The 21055-nt window shown below is 55.3% G+C and carries 19 protein-coding genes and 1 riboswitch; of the genes, 12 read left to right on the top strand and 7 right to left on the bottom strand.

Annotated features, from left to right (window positions below):
• Positions 1 to 556: 556 nt before the first annotated feature.
• Together purH and purD are read left to right on the top strand one after the other, a co-directional pair.
• Positions 557 to 2146 carry a bifunctional phosphoribosylaminoimidazolecarboxamide formyltransferase/IMP cyclohydrolase gene (gene purH / locus ACOTXR_RS23430; RefSeq protein WP_023331770.1) on the top strand — a complete coding sequence of 530 codons (1590 nt, stop codon included), beginning with the start codon at positions 557 to 559 and terminating at the stop codon, positions 2144 to 2146.
• 16 nt (positions 2147 to 2162) lie between these two features.
• Complete coding sequence (gene purD, locus ACOTXR_RS23435) at positions 2163 to 3455, top strand: phosphoribosylamine--glycine ligase (protein WP_023331769.1); 1293 nt, start codon at positions 2163 to 2165, stop codon at positions 3453 to 3455.
• 48 nt (positions 3456 to 3503) lie between these two features.
• On the opposite strand, the gene ACOTXR_RS23440 is transcribed toward purD, so the two are convergent.
• The 6 genes from ACOTXR_RS23440 to nudC all read right to left on the bottom strand — a co-directional run bounded on the left by ACOTXR_RS23440 (position 3504) and on the right by nudC (position 7856).
• Positions 3504 to 4196, bottom strand: a complete 693-nt coding sequence (locus tag ACOTXR_RS23440; RefSeq protein WP_014882080.1) for a DUF1481 domain-containing protein — start codon at positions 4194 to 4196, stop codon at positions 3504 to 3506.
• Positions 4197 to 4207: 11 nt separating this feature from the next.
• Positions 4208 to 4480, bottom strand: coding sequence for a nucleoid-associated protein HU-alpha (gene hupA, locus ACOTXR_RS23445; protein WP_002445246.1), 273 nt, complete (start codon positions 4478 to 4480; stop codon positions 4208 to 4210).
• Positions 4481 to 4666: 186 nt separating this feature from the next.
• Complete coding sequence (locus tag ACOTXR_RS23450; protein WP_014882079.1) at positions 4667 to 5257, bottom strand: YjaG family protein; 591 nt, start codon at positions 5255 to 5257, stop codon at positions 4667 to 4669.
• 41 nt (positions 5258 to 5298) lie between these two features.
• Entirely contained in the window at positions 5299 to 5970 is a 672-nt protein-coding gene (gene nfi / locus ACOTXR_RS23455; RefSeq protein ID WP_023331768.1) for a deoxyribonuclease V, read from the bottom strand.
• Between the two features lie 9 nt (positions 5971 to 5979).
• Positions 5980 to 7044 carry a uroporphyrinogen decarboxylase gene (gene hemE / locus ACOTXR_RS23460; RefSeq protein WP_023336588.1) on the bottom strand — a complete coding sequence of 355 codons (1065 nt, stop codon included), beginning with the start codon at positions 7042 to 7044 and terminating at the stop codon, positions 5980 to 5982.
• 38 nt (positions 7045 to 7082) lie between these two features.
• Positions 7083 to 7856: an NAD(+) diphosphatase gene (nudC, locus tag ACOTXR_RS23465; protein ID WP_023338926.1), complete on the bottom strand. Its 774-nt coding sequence runs from the start codon at positions 7854 to 7856 to the stop codon at positions 7083 to 7085.
• Positions 7857 to 7951: 95 nt separating this feature from the next.
• Here nudC and ACOTXR_RS23470 point away from each other — a divergent pair, with 95 nt between their 5' ends.
• The 10 genes from ACOTXR_RS23470 to ACOTXR_RS23515 all read left to right on the top strand — a co-directional run bounded on the left by ACOTXR_RS23470 (position 7952) and on the right by ACOTXR_RS23515 (position 16707).
• Positions 7952 to 8449, top strand: a complete 498-nt coding sequence (locus ACOTXR_RS23470; protein WP_014882075.1) for an Rsd/AlgQ family anti-sigma factor — start codon at positions 7952 to 7954, stop codon at positions 8447 to 8449.
• Positions 8450 to 8503: 54 nt separating this feature from the next.
• A riboswitch (TPP riboswitch) is annotated at positions 8504 to 8615 on the top strand.
• A gap of 79 nt (positions 8616 to 8694) precedes the next feature.
• A complete protein-coding gene (gene thiC, locus ACOTXR_RS23475) occupies positions 8695 to 10590 on the top strand; it encodes a phosphomethylpyrimidine synthase ThiC (protein WP_023331766.1) in 1896 nt (631 codons plus the stop codon).
• Positions 10590 to 11225: a thiamine phosphate synthase gene (thiE, locus tag ACOTXR_RS23480; RefSeq protein ID WP_045135538.1), complete on the top strand. Its 636-nt coding sequence runs from the start codon at positions 10590 to 10592 to the stop codon at positions 11223 to 11225. The genes thiC and thiE overlap by 1 nt, the downstream gene beginning before the upstream one ends.
• On the top strand, positions 11218 to 11973 hold the full coding sequence (locus tag ACOTXR_RS23485; protein WP_058690931.1) for a HesA/MoeB/ThiF family protein: 756 nt from the start codon (positions 11218 to 11220) through the stop codon (positions 11971 to 11973). Before thiE ends, ACOTXR_RS23485 begins: the two co-directional genes overlap by 8 nt.
• Complete coding sequence (thiS, locus tag ACOTXR_RS23490; protein WP_014882071.1) at positions 11957 to 12157, top strand: sulfur carrier protein ThiS; 201 nt, start codon at positions 11957 to 11959, stop codon at positions 12155 to 12157. The genes ACOTXR_RS23485 and thiS overlap by 17 nt, the downstream gene beginning before the upstream one ends.
• A 1-nt stretch (position 12158) precedes the next feature.
• Entirely contained in the window at positions 12159 to 12929 is a 771-nt protein-coding gene (thiG, locus tag ACOTXR_RS23495) for a thiazole synthase (RefSeq protein WP_058690932.1), read from the top strand.
• Positions 12926 to 14053: a 2-iminoacetate synthase ThiH gene (thiH, locus tag ACOTXR_RS23500; RefSeq protein ID WP_023338923.1), complete on the top strand. Its 1128-nt coding sequence runs from the start codon at positions 12926 to 12928 to the stop codon at positions 14051 to 14053. The genes thiG and thiH overlap by 4 nt, the downstream gene beginning before the upstream one ends.
• Positions 14054 to 14391: 338 nt before the next feature.
• Positions 14392 to 15933 carry a sensor domain-containing diguanylate cyclase gene (locus tag ACOTXR_RS23505; protein WP_058690934.1) on the top strand — a complete coding sequence of 514 codons (1542 nt, stop codon included), beginning with the start codon at positions 14392 to 14394 and terminating at the stop codon, positions 15931 to 15933.
• A 146-nt stretch (positions 15934 to 16079) separates the two neighbouring features.
• Positions 16080 to 16385 (top strand): PTS sugar transporter subunit IIB, encoded by a 306-nt coding sequence (locus tag ACOTXR_RS23510; RefSeq protein ID WP_014882067.1) that lies wholly within the window; start codon positions 16080 to 16082, stop codon positions 16383 to 16385.
• Between the two features lie 4 nt (positions 16386 to 16389).
• Complete coding sequence (locus tag ACOTXR_RS23515; RefSeq protein ID WP_008503455.1) at positions 16390 to 16707, top strand: PTS lactose/cellobiose transporter subunit IIA; 318 nt, start codon at positions 16390 to 16392, stop codon at positions 16705 to 16707.
• A 58-nt stretch (positions 16708 to 16765) separates the two neighbouring features.
• Here ACOTXR_RS23515 and rpoC read toward each other — a convergent pair whose 3' ends face one another.
• Positions 16766 to 20989 (bottom strand): DNA-directed RNA polymerase subunit beta', encoded by a 4224-nt coding sequence (gene rpoC / locus ACOTXR_RS23520; protein WP_058690935.1) that lies wholly within the window; start codon positions 20987 to 20989, stop codon positions 16766 to 16768.
• Positions 20990 to 21055 lie beyond the last annotated feature (66 nt).

The raw sequence follows: 21055 nt of genomic DNA on the forward strand, positions 1-21055 counted from the left end.
TGATGCTCGTGAATTAAACTTCGTAATGAATTACGTATGTTCACTCAGAGACTTGGTATTCATTTTTCGTCTTGCGACGTTAAGAATCCATGTCACTTTGAGTGCCCACACAGATTGTCTGATAAATTGTTAAAGAGCAGTTGCAACGCGGCTTTCGCTCACCGTTGCGAGGTGGCGTATATTACGCTTTCCTCTTTCAGAGTCAACCCGTAATTTCAGGATTTTTTCTCTTCAACCGACCGGGTTGTCTGTGAAGTGATTCACATCTGCCGTGTCGATGGAGGCGCATTATAGGGAGTTCTCCGCAGGCCGCAACCGCTAAATGACAGAAAAATGACTGACTGCTGCATTCCACAGCAAAACCCCACCTTATACCCTTTTACACACAGACTTATCCACAATGATACGAAAAAGTAAAAATGTGCGAGCGTTGCGCAAACGTTTTCGTTAAAATGCTCGCGCTTCACAAGGATGCCTCGTCAGGTGTGTTAGATGAGTTTTTCGCAGGAAAATTCATCTAACGCTCTCTGTAATCGTGAAATCCAGGGGATTTACCATGCAACAACGTCGTCCAGTCCGCCGCGCTCTGCTCAGTGTTTCTGATAAAGCCGGTATCGTCGAATTCGCTCAGGCACTTTCTGCACGCGGTGTGGAGCTGCTTTCTACAGGCGGCACCGCACGCCTGTTAGCAGATAAAGGTCTGCCGGTAACCGAAGTGTCCGATTACACCGGTTTCCCGGAGATGATGGATGGACGCGTCAAAACTCTGCATCCGAAAGTGCACGGCGGTATTCTTGGCCGTCGCGGCCAGGACGATGCCATTATGGAAAAGCATGATATTGCGCCAATCGACATGGTTGTCGTTAACCTCTACCCGTTTGCCCAGACCGTTGCCCGCGAAGGCTGCTCTCTGGAAGATGCGGTAGAAAATATTGATATCGGCGGCCCGACCATGGTGCGCTCTGCAGCCAAGAACCATAAAGATGTGGCCATCGTGGTGAAGAGCAGCGATTACAACACCATTATTAGCGAGATGGATGCCAACGAAGGGTCACTGACGCTCGACACGCGTTTCGACCTCGCTATCAAAGCCTTCGAACACACCGCTGCATACGACAGCATGATCGCCAACTACTTCGGTAGCCTGGTGCCGGCTTACCACGGTGAAAGCAACGATCCTTCTGGCCGCTTCCCGCGCACGCTGAACCTGAACTTCATCAAGAAGCAGGATATGCGTTACGGCGAGAACAGCCACCAGCAGGCTGCCTTCTATATAGAAGAAGAGATCAAAGAAGCCTCGGTTGCCACCGCTCAGCAGGTTCAGGGCAAGGCGCTCTCCTACAACAATATTGCTGACACCGACGCTGCGCTGGAATGCGTGAAGGAGTTCAGCGAGCCAGCCTGCGTTATCGTCAAGCACGCCAACCCTTGCGGTGTGGCGGTGAGCACCTCTATTCTGGACGCTTACGACCGTGCTTACAAAACCGACCCGACCTCCGCGTTTGGCGGCATTATCGCCTTCAACCGCGAGCTGGATGCCCAAACCGCGCAGGCCATCATCTCCCGACAGTTTGTTGAAGTGATCATTGCACCATCGGCATCCGAAGAAGCGCTGAAAATCACCGCGGCAAAACAGAATGTGCGCGTACTGATTTGCGGCCAGTGGGCAAATCGCGTGCCGGGTCTGGACTTCAAACGCGTGAACGGCGGCCTTCTGGTTCAGGATCGCGATCTGGGTATGGTGACAGAAGCTGACCTGCGCGTAGTGACCAAACGCCAGCCGAGCGAGCAGGAGCTGCGTGACGCGCTGTTCTGCTGGAAAGTGGCGAAGTTCGTCAAGTCCAACGCCATCGTCTACGCCAAAGAGAACATGACCATCGGAATAGGCGCAGGCCAGATGAGTCGTGTCTATTCTGCGAAAATTGCCGGGATCAAAGCAGGTGATGAAGGGCTGGAAGTGAAAGGTTCCGCCATGGCCTCTGATGCCTTCTTCCCGTTCCGTGACGGTATCGATGCGGCAGCCGCTGTAGGCATTACCTGCGTGATCCAGCCTGGTGGTTCTATCCGCGACGACGAAGTGATTGCCGCCGCCGACGAGCACGGTATCGCGATGATCTTCACCGACATGCGCCACTTCCGCCATTAATTCCTGGAGCAGAAAAATGAAAGTATTAGTGATTGGTAACGGCGGACGCGAGCACGCCCTGGCGTGGAAAGCGGCGCAGTCTCCGCGGGTGAAAACGGTCTTCGTGGCACCGGGTAATGCCGGTACTGCCCTGGAACCCGCTTTGCAGAACGTCGCCATCGGTGTGACCGATATCCCGGCCCTGCTGAACTTTGCCCAGAATGAGAAAATCGATCTGACCATTGTCGGCCCGGAAGCGCCCCTGGTGATTGGCGTAGTTGACGCGTTCCGCGCTGCTGGCCTGAAAATCTTCGGACCAACGGAAGGTGCTGCCCAGCTGGAAGGGTCTAAAGCCTTCACCAAAGATTTCCTGGCACGTCACAACATCCCGACGGCGGAATATCAGAACTTCACCGAAGTGGAGCCAGCTCTGGCTTACCTGCGTGAAAAAGGCGCGCCGATCGTTATTAAAGCCGACGGTCTGGCCGCCGGTAAAGGCGTTATCGTTGCGATGACCCTCGAAGAAGCGGAAGCCGCGGTTCAGGATATGCTGGCTGGCAATGCCTTTGGCGATGCAGGCCACCGTATCGTGATTGAAGAGTTCCTCGACGGCGAAGAAGCGAGCTTCATTGTCATGGTCGACGGCGAGCACGTTCTGCCGATGGCCACCAGCCAGGATCATAAACGCGTGGGTAATGGCGATACCGGTCCTAATACCGGCGGGATGGGCGCCTACTCCCCTGCCCCGGTGGTGACGGATGAAGTACATCAGCGCACCATGGACCGCATTATCTGGCCTACCGTGAAAGGCATGGCGGCGGAAGGGAATACCTACACCGGTTTCCTCTATGCAGGTCTGATGATCGACAAGCAGGGCAACCCTAAGGTTATCGAGTTCAACTGCCGCTTTGGCGATCCGGAAACTCAACCGATAATGCTGCGCATGAAATCGGACCTGGTCGATCTGTGTCTGGCGGCTTGCGAAGGCAAGCTGGACGAGAAAACCTCAGAGTGGGATGAACGTGCGTCTCTGGGCGTGGTGATTGCCGCGGGCGGTTATCCGGGTAACTACAACACCGGTGATGAAATCCACGGCCTGCCGCTGGAAGAGATTGACGGTGCGAAGGTATTCCACGCGGGTACGAAACTGTCTGACGACGAGCGCGTCCTGACCAACGGCGGCCGCGTCCTGTGTGCTACCGCACTGGGTCATACCGTTGCAGAAGCGCAGAAGCGTGCCTATGCGCTGATGGCGGATATTCACTGGAACGGTAGCTTTAGCCGTCAGGATATTGGTTATCGTGCGATTGCGCGCGAGCAGGGCGAGTAATTTTCCCCCTCACCCTAACCCTCTCCCTCAAGGGAGAGGGGATTTACGTCAAAAACTCTTCTCTGTCGGCTGCCACGTGCAGAAATCTTCGTTCGCCACCAGCAACAGCTGAGAGCCTTCCGGCGCCTCAAGCCACGCCACACTCACTTCCATTGATGAATGACGCTGACGGCGTTGAATATGTTCGGTCGCCCAGGATTCAAGCTCAGGCTTCACCGTCTGCCCTTCGCAGGTGGTTACCGTGCCATCGTTATGCCAGCGCCCCTGACGCAGCACCACACGTCCAAGACGAAGCGCATCGCTGGTCTGGCGGATTTGTTCAGCACGATAGCGGTAGAGGGCAATCTGATCGCTGGAAAGCTGCTGTTTTTGACCACTCACTTCACGCTGCATAAAGCTCAGCTCACCATGGTCGTCAAAACGCACTTTCACATGTTCGGGGGTTTTACTGTAGACGTTCAGTTCAATCAGCGACAGGTAATCACCCTGCCAGCGATACTCCGCGGTCGACGTATTGCCGTTATGCCACGGACTGAAAGCGGAGAGCAGATGCACTTCGCCGCCGGAATCTTTGCGCCATATCCTCACCGCACCCTGATTGTCAGCGTAGCCGCTGGCGGTAAACGGTGGCAGAGAGGTGTCGTGGCTGCAGGCAGACAGCAGAAGCACGCCTGCCAGCGCGAGCGTTCCACGCCAGAATGACAAAAGGGGCGTTGCCGCCCCTTCGCTAAAACTGTTCACTGCCACGCGTCTTACTTAACAGCGTCTTTCAGTGCTTTACCAGAAACAAATGCCGGCACGTTAGCTGCGGCGATTTTGATTTCTTTACCGGTCTGCGGGTTGCGGCCAGTACGCTCAGCGCGGTGGTTCACTTTGAAGGTACCGAAACCAACCAGTTGTACAGCATCGCCTTCTTTCAGAGACTCAGTAATAGCAGCCAGGGTAGATTCCAGAGCAGCTTTAGCCTGCACTTTAGACAGATCAGCCTTGTCCGCAATTACATCAATCAGTTGAGTCTTGTTCATAAGTTATCCTTTCAATGTGTTTATCGCTTGCTAAGCATCGAGTGCGACGAAAATGCCAAAAAAGCACTCTCCTGCATACACGCACCGATAGCCACTTTTTTTCGCCCCCCAAATGTAGACCAGACGGGGGGCAGAAGGGAAGAGTCGAGGTGCGACAAAACAGGCGTTAAATCACGTTTTGTTGTCTCATTGGTTAAAAATTATACCAATATTGCTCTCGCCCGACTCACGTAAGTCCGCACGCAGCCCTTTGATCAGCTCAATGTCACGTTCTTCACACTCTGCCAGCAGGCGGAAAATTTCCCACTGGATATCCCATTCCTGCTCAACCGCCGGGTTAGCTCGCAGCTCTTCGTCGGTCATTTCACGGCCTTCCTGGGTCATTTCGAGCATCGCAACGGTCGTAATGGATGCCTTACTGACTTCGATAGCATGCTCCAGGGTTTCGCCACTCAGACGGGAGTGGATCAGCTCACTTAATGCCACGCAGGCATCAATGGCCGGATAGACACCGTACAGATCAAAATCATCCGCGGCCGGGATCGCCTCTTCCAGCTTCTCCAGTTGGGAGTCGAAATTCACCTTTGCGTCTTTGACCGTCAGCGTTTCCCAGATCAAATCCAGAATGCGGCGGTAGATATGACCATCACCAAAGCCCGTCTGCTTACAGAACGCGGCATAGTTGGGATACATGCGCTCGCACAGGCAAGCCATAAAGGTGACGTGCTGCCAGCTTTCCAGCTTCTCAAGGCGCAGATGAATCGGGTTTTGTAACATGATGATGTCTCGAATCGAAAATTAGCCGCAGTTTACCTGAATCACGGCTGAATTTCCTGCCAACGAACAAAAGCCGGACGCGAGGAAGCGACGGCGTCCGCCCAGCGGGTTGGCTCCGGTAAACGGTAGCCCTTCATGCAGCGCTGAACCCACGCCAGTGCGCTGTCCATGCTCACCCGGTGACCGGTCGCGATAAACAGCGGATTACAGCGCGCTTTGCTGCGCCAGACCCACGCCAGTTGCTCGCCTTTATGGATAAGCGGCGCCAGCGCACCCGGCTCGGGGGAAAGTGGTTCAAACGCGCCACACAGGCGTTTTTTGGCAACGCCAATGGTCGGCACATCCACCAGCAGCCCAAAATGGCTGGCCACGCCTAAACGGCGCGGATGTGAGATACCGTGTCCATCCACAAACAGCAGGTCAGGTTTTTGCGAGAGCTGCTCCCATGCTGCCAGCAGCGCGGGATACTCGCGAAAGGAGAGGAAACCCGGAATGTACGGCATAGTGGTGGCGATACGCGCCACCTTGTACTCAACCAGCTCCAGCGAAGGATATTTCAGAACCACCATCGCCGCTCGCGTCACTTCACCACCCTGCTCAAATCCGACGTCCGCTCCGCCAATGTACTGCGGGGGATCCTTATCCAGGCGATCCTCGCGGATCACCGATGAAGCCAGTTCAATTTGCTGAGCGCGTAGCGACGCGAGATCCATAACCACTCCTTACTGGTGATACTGGGCAGAAAGCCGATGCACCGCCTCCACAAATACGCCTGCATGCTCTGGCGGAACATCCTGATGAATGCCGTGGCCGAGGTTAAAGACGTGGCCTTCCCCCTGGCCGAAACCAGAGAGTATAGTCGACACTTCTTCTTCAATGCGGGCTGGCGGTGCATAGAGCATGGACGGGTCCATATTGCCCTGCAGCGCCACTTTGTCGCCCACGCGACGGCGAGCATCAGCGATATCGGTCGTCCAGTCGAGACCCAATGCATCGCAGCCGGTCGCCGCCATCGCTTCCAGCCACTGACCGCCACCTTTGGTGAACAGCGTCACCGGCACGCGGCGGCCTTCGTTTTCACGCAGCAGGCCATCAACGATTTTGTGCATGTAATACAGGGAGAACTGCTGATAATCGCGCCCGGTCAGTACGCCACCCCAAGTATCGAAAATCATCACTGACTGCGCGCCCGCTTTAATCTGCGCGTTGAGATAGAGCGTGACGCTCTTCGCCAGCTTGTCCAGCAGCGCATGCAGAGCCATCGGCTCGGCGTACATCATTTTTTTGATCACGGTAAAAGCTTTGCTGCTGCCACCTTCAACCATGTAAGTTGCCAGCGTCCACGGGCTACCGGAGAAGCCAATCAGCGGCACTTCGCCTTTCAGCTCACGGCGAATGGTGCGCACGGCGTTCATCACATAGCCCAGTTCGCCTTCCGGATCGGGGATCGGCAGCTTATCCACGTCGGCTTTGCTTTTGATCGGGGAGGTAAAACGCGGGCCTTCGCCGGTTTCAAAGTACAGGCCAAGGCCCATTGCATCCGGAATGGTCAGAATGTCCGAAAAGAGAATGGCGGCATCCAGCGGGAAGCGGCGCAGCGGCTGGAGCGTCACTTCACAGGCCAGCTCAGCGTTTTTGCAAAGCGACATAAAATCACCTGCCTGCGCACGCGTGGCTTTGTACTCTGGCAGATAGCGTCCTGCCTGGCGCATCATCCACACCGGGGTGACATCAACGGGCTGGCGCAGCAGCGCACGCAGATAACGATCGTTCTTCAGTTCGGTCATTTTTGCAGTTCCTTAAGCGTCATGGCCTCAGTGTAACACTACTCATACTCGGCCCGACACATCGCCACGGTATCTTCTATCAGCCGACGCGCCACGGTGCCGGGTGGCGGTAACAGAGGCAAATCGTCATAACGATACCAGTTCGCGTCCAGCAGCTCTTTCTGATCGATAACGATCTCACCGCTGTCGTATTCCGCCATAAACGCCGTCATCAGGGACATCGGGAATGGCCACGGCTGAGACGTTACGTAGCGCAGGTTTTTCACCTTGATCCCGCTCTCTTCCATCACTTCACGCGCTACCGCCTGCTCCAGCGTTTCACCCACTTCGACGAAACCGGCAAGAACGGTATAAATGCCGTTGCGATGGCGGGTATGCTGCGCCAGCAGGATAGTATCCTCACGGCGAATGGCGACGATAATGCAGGGTGCAATCTGCGGATAGTAACGTTCACGGCAGTGGCCGCAGAGCATTGCCCACTCGGTTTTGCTCGGGTGCATGGTATGGCCGCAGTAGCCGCAGTATTTATGCGAGCGGTAAAACTCCGCCAGCTGGACGCCGCGCCCCGCCAACTGGAACAAGCCAACATCCTGATCCAGCACCTGACGAACCGATCCCATCTCCTGACGGCGAGGCTGTTGGATCAACCACACTGCATCCCCCTGCCATTCACCAATCTTCAGTGCTGGCTGGCCAACAAGATCGAACGCCTCTGCTGCGCCATAAGGGATCTCCCCGGCAGGAAGCCATAGTTTTTGTTCGTGACTGACGATCCACCAACCCAGATCTGATTTTTCAATAATACGATCCATATCTATTGCACTACCTTCGCTTCACTGACATGTTGTTAGCATTGTGGTTACATTTTGGATAAGCAGATTCAATTCTCAACCTTGCGGAGTCAACCATGTTAAACCAGCTAGAAAGCCTGACTGAGCGCGTTAGAGGAAGTAACAAACTGGTGGATCGCTGGCTACATGTACGCAAGCATCTACTCGTGGCTTATTACAATCTGGTCGGTATTAAGCCTGGCAAAGAATCGTTTATGCGGCTGAATGAAAAAGCGCTGGATGATTTTTGTCAGAGCCTGGTCGACTACCTGTCCGACGGACATTTCAATATTTATGAACGTATTATCCGCGAAATGGAAGGGACAACGCCGTATTTAGCGGCCAGTAAACTCTATCCGTTGCTGGAAGCCAACACCCAGCAGATCATGGATTACTACGATTCCACGCTCGAAAATGCCATCGATCACGACAATTATCTTGAGTTCCAGCAGGCGCTTTCCGATCTTGGCGAAGCGCTGGAAGAGCGATTCACGCTGGAAGACAGGCTGATCGCCCTCGTCCTGGATAACGGCCTGGATGTGAGTAACGAAGATAACATCGCGCGCCCTGCTTGAGTTCTTAATCGTTAACGAGTAATTTACAACCATTCGCCCCTCTGCGGAGGGGGATTTTTCTTGTCGGAGTGCCCAGCGCTTAAACGCGCGGGCTGAGACCGTTAATTCGGGATCCGCGGAACCTGATCAGGTTAATACCTGCGAAGGGAACAAGAGTCACACTGCTGTTGTATCGCCCCTGAGGCGATCTTCTCTTGCTTCATCCGTCGTCTGACAAGCCATGTCCTTCACTTCTGGAATGAGCTATGTCTACCACTAAACTGACCCGTCGCGAACAGCGCGAACACGCCCAACACTTCATCGATACCCTGGAAGGTACCGCTTTCCCGAACTCGAAGCGCATATACATCACCGGTTCACAGGCCGACATTCGCGTGCCGATGCGCGAAATCCAGCTTAGCCCGACGCTTATCGGCGGCAGCAAAGATAACCCGCAATATGAAGATAACGAAGCCGTCCCGGTGTATGACACCTCCGGCCCGTATGGCGATCCCTCTGTTGCCATCAATGTTCAGCGGGGTCTGGCAAAGCTGCGCCAGCCGTGGATTGACGCACGTAACGACTGTGAAGAACTCAACGAACAAAGCTCGTCGTACACCAAAGCGCGCCTGGCCGACGATGGTCTGGACGAATTGCGTTTCACCGGTCTGCTGACGCCAAAACGCGCCAGAGCGGGCAAACGCGTGACCCAGCTGCACTATGCGCGCCAGGGGATCGTCACACCGGAGATGGAGTTCATCGCCATTCGTGAAAACATGGGCCGCGAGCGTATCCGTAGCGAAGTGCTGCGCCACCAGCATCCAGGTGAAGGGTTTGGCGCTCGCCTGCCGGAAAACATCACGCCGGAGTTTGTGCGTGACGAAGTGGCCGCTGGCCGCGCGATTATCCCTGCCAACATCAACCACCCGGAATCCGAACCGATGATTATCGGCCGCAATTTCCTGGTGAAGGTTAATGCCAATATCGGTAACTCTGCCGTCACTTCCTCCATTGAAGAGGAGGTAGAAAAGCTGGTCTGGTCAACGCGCTGGGGCGCGGACACGGTAATGGACCTCTCAACTGGCCGTTATATTCACGAAACACGCGAGTGGATCCTGCGTAACAGCCCGGTCCCGATTGGTACCGTCCCGATTTATCAGGCGCTGGAGAAAGTGAACGGCATCGCCGAAAACCTCACCTGGGAAACCTTCCGCGACACGCTGCTGGAGCAGGCGGAACAGGGCGTGGACTACTTCACGATTCACGCTGGCGTGCTGCTGCGCTACGTGCCGATGACCGCAAAACGTCTGACCGGCATCGTCTCCCGCGGCGGATCCATCATGGCAAAATGGTGTCTGTCACATCATCAGGAAAACTTCCTCTACGAACACTTCCGCGAGATCTGCGAAATCTGCGCTGCCTATGACGTATCCCTGTCGCTGGGCGACGGCCTGCGTCCGGGCTCCATTCGCGATGCCAACGACGAAGCGCAGTTTGCCGAGCTGCACACGCTGGGCGAACTGACAAAAATTGCATGGGAGTATGACGTACAGGTAATGATTGAAGGCCCTGGACATGTGCCGATGCAGATGATCCGCCGCAATATGACCGAGGAGCTGGAGCACTGCCACGAAGCGCCGTTCTATACTCTGGGGCCCCTGACCACCGATATTGCACCGGGCTACGACCACTTCACCTCCGGGATTGGCGCAGCGATGATCGGCTGGTTCGGCTGCGCCATGCTCTGCTACGTCACGCCGAAAGAGCACCTGGGCCTGCCAAATAAAGAGGACGTGAAGCAAGGACTGATTACCTACAAGATTGCCGCTCATGCGGCGGATCTGGCGAAAGGCCACCCGGGGGCGCAAATCCGCGATAACGCCATGTCGAAGGCGCGCTTTGAATTCCGCTGGGAAGATCAGTTCAACCTGGCGCTGGACCCCTTCACCGCCCGCGCCTACCACGACGAAACCCTGCCACAGGAATCGGGCAAGGTGGCACACTTCTGCTCCATGTGCGGTCCAAAATTCTGCTCGATGAAAATCAGCCAGGAGGTACGCGACTACGCCGCCGCACAGACCATCGAAGTGGGTATGGCAGACATGTCAGAAACCTTCCGCGCGAAAGGCGGCGAGATCTACCTCAAAAAAGAGGAGGCCTAATGTACCAGCCTGATTTCCCCTCCGTGCCCTTCCGTTTAGGGCTCTATCCGGTGGTGGACAGCGTGGAGTGGATCCAACGCCTGCTGGAGGCAGGCGTTCGCACCCTCCAGCTGCGCATCAAGGATAAGCGCGATGAAGAAGTTGAGGCCGACGTTATCGCCGCCATCGCGCTGGGACGACGCTACCACGCTCGTCTGTTTATCAACGACTACTGGCGGCTGGCCATTAAGCACCAGGCGTACGGCGTCCATCTGGGTCAGGAAGATCTGGAAACTACCGATCTTAACGCTATCCGCAAAGCCGGGCTGCGGCTGGGAGTGTCGACACACGACGATATGGAAATTGACGTGGCACTAGCGGCGCGCCCCTCCTACATTGCCCTCGGCCACGTTTTTCCGACGCAAACCAAGCAGATGCCCTCCGCACCACAGGGTTTAACGCAGCTGGCGTTACACGTTAAGCGCCTGGCCGATTACCCCACCGTTGCCATTGGTGGGATAAGCCTTGAACGCGCCCCTGCGGTACTGGAAACCGGCGTCGGCAGTATCGCCGTCGTCAGCGCGATTACCCAGGCGGCGGACTGGCAGGCGGCCACGGCACGGCTTTTACAGCTGGCAGGAGCGGGCGATGAATGACCGCGATTTTATGCGCTACAGCCGTCAAATTCTGCTGGAGGATATCGCCATCGACGGGCAGCAAAAGCTGCTCGCCAGCCGGGTGTTGATTGTTGGTCTGGGCGGATTAGGCGCCCCCGCCGCGCTTTATCTGGCAGGCGGAGGTATCGGTACGCTGGTGCTGGCCGACGACGACGAGGTGCACCTCAGCAACCTGCAGCGACAAATCCTCTTCACGACAGAGGACATTAATCAACCCAAAGCGCAGATTACCCGCCAGAGGCTGAATCAGCTCAACCCGGACATCGAACTGATTGCACTCCAGACGCGGCTGAGCGATGAAAATCTGCACCGTGAGGTCGCCCTTGCCGACGTGGTGCTGGACTGCACTGACAACATGGCGACGCGTCAGGCGATCAACGCCGCCTGCGTGATCAATAACACGCCCCTGATCACCGCCAGCGCGGTGGGGTTCGGCGGACAGATGATGGTCCTGACGCCCCCCTGGGCGCAGGGCTGCTATCGCTGCCTGTGGCCGGACGATGCCGAGCCCGCACGCAACTGCCGCACGGCAGGCATTCTTGGCCCGGTAGTCGGAGTAATGGGCACCCTTCAGGCGCTTGAGGCCATCAAGCTGCTCAGCGGCATGGAGACGGAACGTAATACGCTGCGGCTGTTCGACGCTCGTTCAGGCGGCTGGCGCCATCTGGCCTTAAACCGCGCCAGCCACTGCCCGGTATGCGGAGGCCGCGATGCGCATTCTGTTTAACGATGAGCCGATAAGCTGCGACGACGGGCTGACCATTGCCGCCCTGCTCGATAAGTTACGTCAGCTCAAGCCGGGAACGGCGCTGGCACTCAATCAACAGATCCTACCGCGCGAACAGTGGGAACATCAGCAGGTCAATGACGGCGACCAGATCCTGCTGTTTCAGGTTATCGCAGGGGGCTGAGATGCTACATATTGCCGATAAAATCTTTGATTCACATCTGTTTACCGGAACCGGAAAGTTCGCCTCTCCACAGCTGATGGTAGAGGCCATCCGTGAAAGTGGCAGCCAGCTGGTGACGCTGGCGATGAAACGCGTGGATCTGCGCCAGCACAACGATGCCATTCTTGCGCCTTTGCTGGAGGCAGGCGTTACGCTCTTGCCCAACACCTCCGGTGCAAAAACGGCGGAAGAAGCAATTTTCGCCGCACAGCTGGCACGTGAAGCGCTCGGTACCCACTGGCTGAAGCTGGAAATTCATCCGGATGCCCGCTGGCTGCTGCCGGACCCGATTGAAACGCTGAAAGCAGCAGAAAATCTTGTGCAGCAAGGGTTTACCGTCCTGCCTTACTGCGGGGCGGACCCTGTGCTGTGTAAGCGTCTGGAAGAGGTCGGCTGTGCCGCCGTGATGCCGCTGGGTGCGCCAATTGGCTCTAATCAGGGTCTCGAAACTCGCGCGATGCTGGAGATCATCATTGAACAAGCCACCGTGCCGGTGGTGGTCGATGCGGGGATTGGCGTACCAAGCCATGCCGCGCAGGCGCTGGAGATGGGGGCCGACGCGGTACTGGTCAATACGGCGATTGCGGTGGCTGACGATCCGGTCATGATGGCGCGCGCGTTCCGCATGGCCGTAGAGGCCGGCTTGCTGGCAAGAGGATCCGGCCCTGGCTCGCGCAGTTTTCAGGCGCAGGCCACCAGCCCGCTGACCGGTTTTCTGGAGGCTCTCTCATGAGCACGTTTACCGAACGCTGGCGTCAGCTCAACTGGGACGATATCGCCCTGCGTATCAACAGCAAAACGGCGGCTGACGTGGAGCGTGCCCTGAATGCCCGTCATCTGACCCGTGAGGACCTGATGGCCCTGCTCTCTCCGGCGGCCAGCGCGTACCTTGAACCGATGGCGCAGCGCGCTCAGCGCCTTACCCGCCAGCGTTTTGGCAACACGGTAAGCTTCTACGTTCCACTTTATCTCTCGAACCTGTGCGCCAATGACTGCACCTATTGCGGTTTCTCCATGAGCAACCGCATCAAGCGGAAAACCCTTGATGAAGATGAGATCGCACGTGAGTGCGCCGCCATTCGTGAAATGGGGTTCGAACATCTTCTGCTGGTCACGGGCGAGCATCAGGGAAAAGTGGGAATGGACTATTTCCGTCAGCACCTTCCGGCGATACGTCGCGAGTTTGCGTCGTTGCAGATGGAGGTACAGCCCCTGTCGCAGGATGAGTACGCGGAGTTAAAATCGCTCGGGCTGGATGGGGTCATGGTTTACCAGGAAACCTACCACGAGGCAACGTACGCCCGGCACCACCTGAAGGGGAAGAAACAGGATTTCTTCTTCCGGCTGGAGACACCGGACAGGCTGGGCCGCGCCGGGATCGATAAAATCGGTCTCGGGGCGCTGATTGGGCTCTCCGACAGCTGGCGGGTCGATTGCTACATGGTGGCAGAGCATTTGCTGTGGCTCCAGCAGCACTACTGGCAGAGCCGCTATTCTATCTCTTTCCCCCGCCTGCGCCCCTGCGCAGGCGGAATAGAACCGGCATCGCTGATGGATGAGCGTCAGCTGGTGCAGACTATCTGCGCGTTTCGCCTGCTCGCCCCGGAGGTTGAATTATCGCTTTCAACGCGTGAGTCCCCGGCGTTTCGCGATCGCATGATCCCGCTGGCAATTAACAACGTCAGCGCGTTTTCCAAAACACAGCCGGGCGGTTACGCCGACGATCACCCGGAGCTGGAACAGTTTGCACCGCATGACGGGCGACGTCCGGAGGCAGTCGCCGCCGCCCTGACGGCACAGGGCCTACAGCCGGTCTGGAAAGACTGGGACAGCTGGCTGGGAAGAGCCTCGCAATAACGTTGAAACACGCTGCAATACGTTAAAAAAGTGTCGAGACACTACGGAAAGATAAAACCGGACGATTGTCAGCGATCGTCCGGTTTTTTATTGTCATCCGGTCAGCAAGGGATGCTGGCCAGGGCGAAAAGCTTCTTCCTCGTTTCGCCCTGCCTCCGATTTCTTGCATAAATGGGGCAGCAAAAACATGGATAAGGAATTTCTTAGTGATTCTTAAGATAAATCATCTTGCCGAAAATCGTGTTCCGTATAATTCACCGCGAACCGCAGGACAGCGACTATGCTGAGAGGATATCGGCAGACAAAAAGTATTCACCATCAGGATCGATGTACAACTCATGGCACTTCACAGCAAAAAGCTCTCTTTTACCCGGCCAATCATGCTCAGCTTCGCGGGGATCTTGTGCAGTTTTGCGCTGATCGCGGTCGTGGTCTCTCTTTCGCAAAGAAAGGATTTCCTTGAGGATTATCACAAGATTAACAGTAACTTCACGCATAACCTGGCGGTTAACTATACCGAATCAATCCTGCGTGAAAACGACTATATCCTTGGTCGCTCTGCGATGTACTTTGCCCGCAGCGAGATACTGAATGAGACGCTCAACGTCAACCCGACGCAAGGGCTGCAGATGTTGATGCATTTGCAAAACCTGATGCCGACCGTGTCATCCATCTCGCTGGCCGATACAGAGGGACATTATTTACACGCACCAGAAGCGCCTCCCACGGAAAAGAGTAAAAACGTCGATCCGCGGACGCGCCCGTGGTTTGTCGCGCACGCAGAAGCCAGTATTTTCAGCCATTATACCCACCATTATACGGACTACTTTACCGGGCATCCGACAGTTACGCTTTATAAGCCATTGATTTCAACAGAAGGCAGACTCAAGGGAACCCTCGCTTTTCATCTTGATTTGACGTCGATGGGGTATACCCTTCGACAAATGGTGGCCCCCGTACAAGGGGAATTCTTCGTCGTCGAACGCGACGGGACCGTCGTGCTGCACCCAGATACAGGCGCACTGTTCAAAAAGTACGTGAGCGAAGCGCTGATGGACAAAATGACCAGCGGCGAAGGCCATCTTTACGACCGGAAAACCAATGCCTGGTATTACTACTACTCTTTCACGAACCCGGACTGGTTTGTTATCTATCGGGTATCTGGCGCGACGCTTACCGATATCACCCGCCACGAAACCACTATCGTTGGCTGGGGCTTCGCGCTGGCAGCCATCATCATCATTCTCTTCGGTCTTTATCTGCGTCATGCCTCGCGTACCGTATTGATGACCATTATCAATGCGATCAAAACGGGCGATGTCAGCCAGGCACCGCGTCTGGAAGCAATGCTGAGCCACACGATTCAGTCCAATAAAGAGCGGGAGATGGCGTATGTTCGCCAGGCGACTCACGATGCGTTGACCGGCTGCAAAAACCGCCGCGCGTTTGACAATGATGTGGATGAACTGCTGACCGCCCACCAGCCTTTCGCACTGGCGCTGATTGATATCGATAACTTCAAATCGATTAACGACACATGGGGACATCTGAGTGGTGACATTGTCCTGCGTAATGTGGCGCGCGAAGGGATCCAGATAATGCAGCCACACAACATCTCGGTCTATCGTTACGGTGGAGAAGAGTTCGCGGTGATCTTCCAGGCCGAGCAGATCGCTGCCGCATTCTCATTGCTTGACGCCTGGCGCACCGCCGTTGAAAGGCGCGTCTGGCGGGAAGAAAACCTGCACGTTACGTTCAGTGCGGGTCTGGGGGAATGGCACTTCGAACCGCTGGAACACCTGGTGGGAAGTGTCGATAACGCGCTTTATAGCGCTAAACAGCAGGGAAAAAACCGCATTGTTCGAACAACCGTCGGCTAATTTTATCTCCACCCGTCAGAATTGTAACCGGTTTCAGGAAAATGCCGTTTTCTTTGTGATGCCTGACACACAATCGCGGTAAAGCGGTTGTTGAAGCGGTCTGCACGGGATAATTATCAATAAACACATGTAGATCGAGGCTGATTATGAAGAACATCGTTTTATGCTGTGCAGCGGGAATGTCAACCAGCATGCTGGTTCAACGTATGAAAGATGCCGCGCAGAAAAAAGGGGTTGAAGTCACCATTAAAGCCGTTCCGGTTGCGGAGTTTAAAGACAACATCGCGACGGCCGACATCGTATTGCTGGGGCCACAGGTTAAATACGAGCAGGCAAAACTGCAGGCACAGGCTGACCCACTAGGCAAAAAAGTCGCGGTGATCGACATGATGGACTACGGCATGATGAAAGGCGATGCCGTACTGGAAAAAGCCCTCAAACTGCTGGAGTGACCTCATGGAAGATTTAGAGACAACGATCATGGAACTGCTGGTCAACGCCGGGGCGGCGCGAAGTGCCGCGCTTACGGCATTACAAATGGCCCGCAAAGGTGAGTTCGACGAAGCCGAAAAAGCAATGGAAGAGTCTCGCGAATATGTGAAGCATGCGCATACGATCCAGACACAGCTTATCGGTCTTGACGAAGGAACCGGCAAGCTCCCGGTCAACCTGATAACCGTTCACTCTCAGGACCACCTGATGAACGCCATGGTGATTCAGGATCTGGCAGGCGACATGATTGAGCTTTATCGACGGATCCCGTTAGTGAATTGAAAACATGCAGATGTAAAAAAACCCGCCGAGGCGGGTTTTTTATTTACGGCATCAACGATTACTCGTTGTCGGAACCGCCCAGACCTGCGTTCAGCAGTTCTGCCAGGCTCGCGGATGCATCTTCAGCAGTCACCTGCGGTGCAGCTGGCAGTTCGCCCGCAGCACGACGACGCATACGATCCTGATGGTATGCATAACCGGTACCCGCTGGGATCAGACGACCCACGATAACGTTCTCTTTCAGACCTCGCAGTTCATCACGTTTACCTGCAACAGCCGCTTCGGTCAGGACACGAGTCGTTTCCTGGAACGATGCTGCAGAGATGAAGGACTCGGTTGCCAGAGACGCTTTGGTGATACCCAGCAGATCGCGCGCGTAAGTCGCACCGATTTTGCCATTCGCTTCCAGGTCGCGGTTAGCGATCTTGACGCGTGAGTATTCAACCTGCTCGCCTTCGAGGAACTCAGAGCTGCCTGCGTTTTCGATGGTTGCTTTACGCAGCATCTGACGAACGATAACTTCGATGTGTTTATCGTTAATCTTAACGCCCTGCAGGCGGTATACGTCCTGTACTTCGTTAACAATGTAACGGGTAACAGCATGTACACCACGCAGACGCAGGATGTCGTGCGGCGCTTCTGGACCGTCGGAAACAACGTCACCACGTTCTACACGTTCACCTTCGAACACGTTGAGCTGACGCCACTTAGGAATCATCTCTTCGTACGGCTCGCTGCCATCTACTGGAGTGATAACCAGACGGCGCTTACCTTTGGTCTCTTTACCGAAGGAAATGATACCGCTGATCTCAGCCAGGATTGCCGGCTCTTTCGGACGACGTGCTTCGAACAGGTCTGCAACGCGTGGCAGACCACCGGTGATGTCCTTGGTACCGCCGGATTCCTGAGGAATACGCGCCAGGGTGTCACCAGAGCTGATCTGTACGCCATCTTCCAGCTGTACAATCGCTTTACCCGGCAGGAAGTACTGCGCAGGCATATCGGTACCCGGGATCAGAACGTCATTACCCTGAGCATCAACGATTTTCAGTGCAGGACGCAGATCTTTACCACCAGTAGTACGTTCAGCAGAATCCAGAACCACCAGAGAAGACAGACCGGTCAGCTCGTCGGTCTGACGCGTAATGGTCTGGCCGTCGATCATGTCAGTAAAGCGGATGAAACCACTTACTTCGGTGATAACCGGCATGGTGTGTGGATCCCAGTTTGCAACGGTTTCACCGCCGGCAACCTGCTCGCCATCACCTTTCGCCATAACCGCACCGTAAGGTACTTTATAGCTCTCTTTGGTACGACCGAATTCGTCGATCAGCTTCAGCTCGGTGTTACGAGAGGTCACAACCAGCTTGCCTGCGGAGTTAACAACCGACTTCGCATTGCTGAGCTTGATGCTACCTTTGTTTTTCACCTGAATGCTGGATTCAGCAGCCGCACGAGATGCCGCACCACCGATGTGGAACGTACGCATCGTCAGCTGTGTACCTGGCTCACCGATGGACTGTGCCGCGATAACGCCGATAGCTTCACCTTTGTTGATGATGTGGCCACGCGCCAGGTCACGACCATAGCAGTGCGCACAAACACCAAAGTCGGTGTCACAGGATACAACGGAACGCACTTTCACGGAGTCAACAGAGTTCGCTTCCAGCAGGTCACACCACTGTTCGTGCAGCAGCGTGTTGCGTGGAACCAGAATGTCTGCGGTACCCGGCTTCAGAATGTCTTCCGCGGTTACACGACCCAGTACGCGATCGCGCAGTGGCTCTTTAACATCACCACCCTCGATAACCGGGGTCATGGTGATACCTTCGAGGGTGCCACAATCGTCTTCAGTTACGACCAGATCCTGTGCAACGTCAACCAGACGACGCGTCAGATAACCGGAGTTCGCTGTTTTCAGTGCGGTATCCGCCAGACCTTTACGCGCACCGTGCGTGGAGATGAAGTACTGGAGTACGTTCAGACCTTCACGGAAGTTCGCGGTGATTGGCGTTTCGATGATGGAGCCATCTGGCTTCGCCATCAGACCACGCATACCTGCCAGCTGACGAATCTGTGCTGCAGAACCACGCGCACCGGAGTCGGCCATCATGTAGATGCTGTTGAAGGAAACCTGCTGCTCTTCTACGCCGTCACGGTTAATCACGGTTTCGGTCTGCAGGTTATCCATCATCGCCTTGGATACACGATCGTTCGCCGCAGCCCAGATATCGATAACTTTGTTATAGCGTTCGCCCGCGGTTACCAGACCAGACTGGAACTGCTCCTGGATCTCAGCAACTTCAGCTTCCGCTTCAGAGATGATCTCGTGTTTCTTCTCTGGGATGACCATGTCATCGATACCAACAGATGCACCTGAACGCGCTGCATAAGCAAAGCCGGTGTACATTGTCTGGTCAGCGAAGATAACGGTCGGCTTCAGACCCAGAATGCGGTAACAGGTGTTCAGCATTTTGGAGATCGCTTTCTTACCCAGCGCCTGGTTGACGATGGAGAAAGGCAGACCTTTCGGTACGATCATCCACAGAATGGCACGGCCAACGGTCGTGTCTTTCAGGCTGGTGTGCGCAACGAATTCGCCGCTTGCATCTTTTTCGTATTCAGTGATACGCACTTTAACGCGCGCATGCAGAGAGGCCAGGCCAGCGCGATAAATACGCTCAGCTTCTTTAGGGCCAGTCAGCACCATGCCTTCGCCTTTGGCGTTAACACAGTCACGGGTCATGTAGTACAGACCCAGTACAACGTCCTGAGAAGGAACAATGATTGGCTCACCGTTCGCTGGGGACAGGATGTTGTTGGTAGACATCATCAGCGCACGCGCTTCCAGCTGGGCTTCCAGCGTCAGCGGTACGTGAACAGCCATCTGGTCACCATCGAAGTCGGCGTTATACGCCGCACAAACCAGCGGGTGCAACTGGATAGCTTTACCTTCGATCAGTACTGGCTCAAATGCCTGGATACCCAGACGGTGCAGGGTTGGTGCACGGTTCAGCAGTACCGGGTGTTCGCGGATCACTTCGTCCAGGATATCCCAAACGACAGCTTCTTCACGCTCAACCATTTTCTTCGCGGCTTTGATGGTGGTGGCCAGGCCACGCAGTTCCAGTTTGCCGTAGATGAATGGTTTGAACAGCTCCAGTGCCATTTTCTTCGGCAGACCGCACTGATGCAGACGCAGGTATGGACCTACGGTGATAACAGAACGACCGGAGTAGTCAACACGCTTACCGAGCAGGTTCTGACGGAAACGACCCTGTTTACCTTTGATCATATCGGCCAAAGATTTCAGAGGACGCTTGTTAGAACCGGTGATCGCACGACCGCGACGACCGTTATCCAGCAGGGCATCTACCGCTTCCTGCAGCATACGTTTTTCGTTGCGTACGATGATGTCCGGCGCAGCCAGATCCAGCAGACGTTTCAGACGGTTGTTACGGTTAATGACGCGACGATACAGATCGTTCAGGTCAGACGTCGCGAAACGACCACCATCCAGTGGAACCAGCGGACGCAGATCTGGCGGCAGAACCGGCAGAACGGTCAGGATCATCCACTCTGGTTTGTTACCAGACTGAACGAACGCTTCCAGCAGTTTGATACGCTTGGTCAGCTTTTTACGCTTGGTTTCGGAGTTGGTTTCGTTCAGCTCTTCACGCAGCTGCTCGCACTCTTGCTCCAGATCCATGCTCTTCAGCAGGGCCTGGATAGCTTCCGCACCCATTTTCGCGTCGAATTCGTCACCGAACTCTTCCAGCGCGTCCAGATACTGCTCTTCAGTCAGGATCTGGTGACGTTCCAGATTCGTCATACCGCCTTCGATAACCACATAAGATTCGAAGTACAGTACGCGTTCGATATCACGCAGCGGCATATCCAGCAGCAGACCGATACGGGACGGCAGAGATTTCAGGAACCAGATGTGCGCAGTCGGAGACGCCAGCTCGATGTGGCCCATGCGCTCACGACGCACTTTGGTCTGGGTCACTTCAACGCCACACTTCTCACAGATCACACCACGGTGTTTCAGGCGCTTGTACTTACCGCACAGGCACTCGTAGTCTTTTACTGGCCCGAAAATACGCGCACAGAAAAGGCCGTCACGCTCAGGCTTGAACGTACGGTAGTTGATGGTTTCCGGCTTTTTAACTTCACCGAAAGACCATGAACGGATCATGTCTGGCGAAGCCAGAGCAATTTTGATCGCATCAAACTCTTCGGTTTTAGTCTGCGCTTTCAGAAACTTTAATAAATCTTTCACGGATTTGCTCCCGTCGGAGTTAGCACAATCCGGTGCCGGGAGTTAACCCGGCACCAGTGACCTGTT

Origin of the sequence: Enterobacter cloacae complex sp. IR53030, from assembly GCF_049238365.1 — a bacterium.
GTDB lineage: Bacteria > Pseudomonadota > Gammaproteobacteria > Enterobacterales > Enterobacteriaceae > Enterobacter > Enterobacter kobei.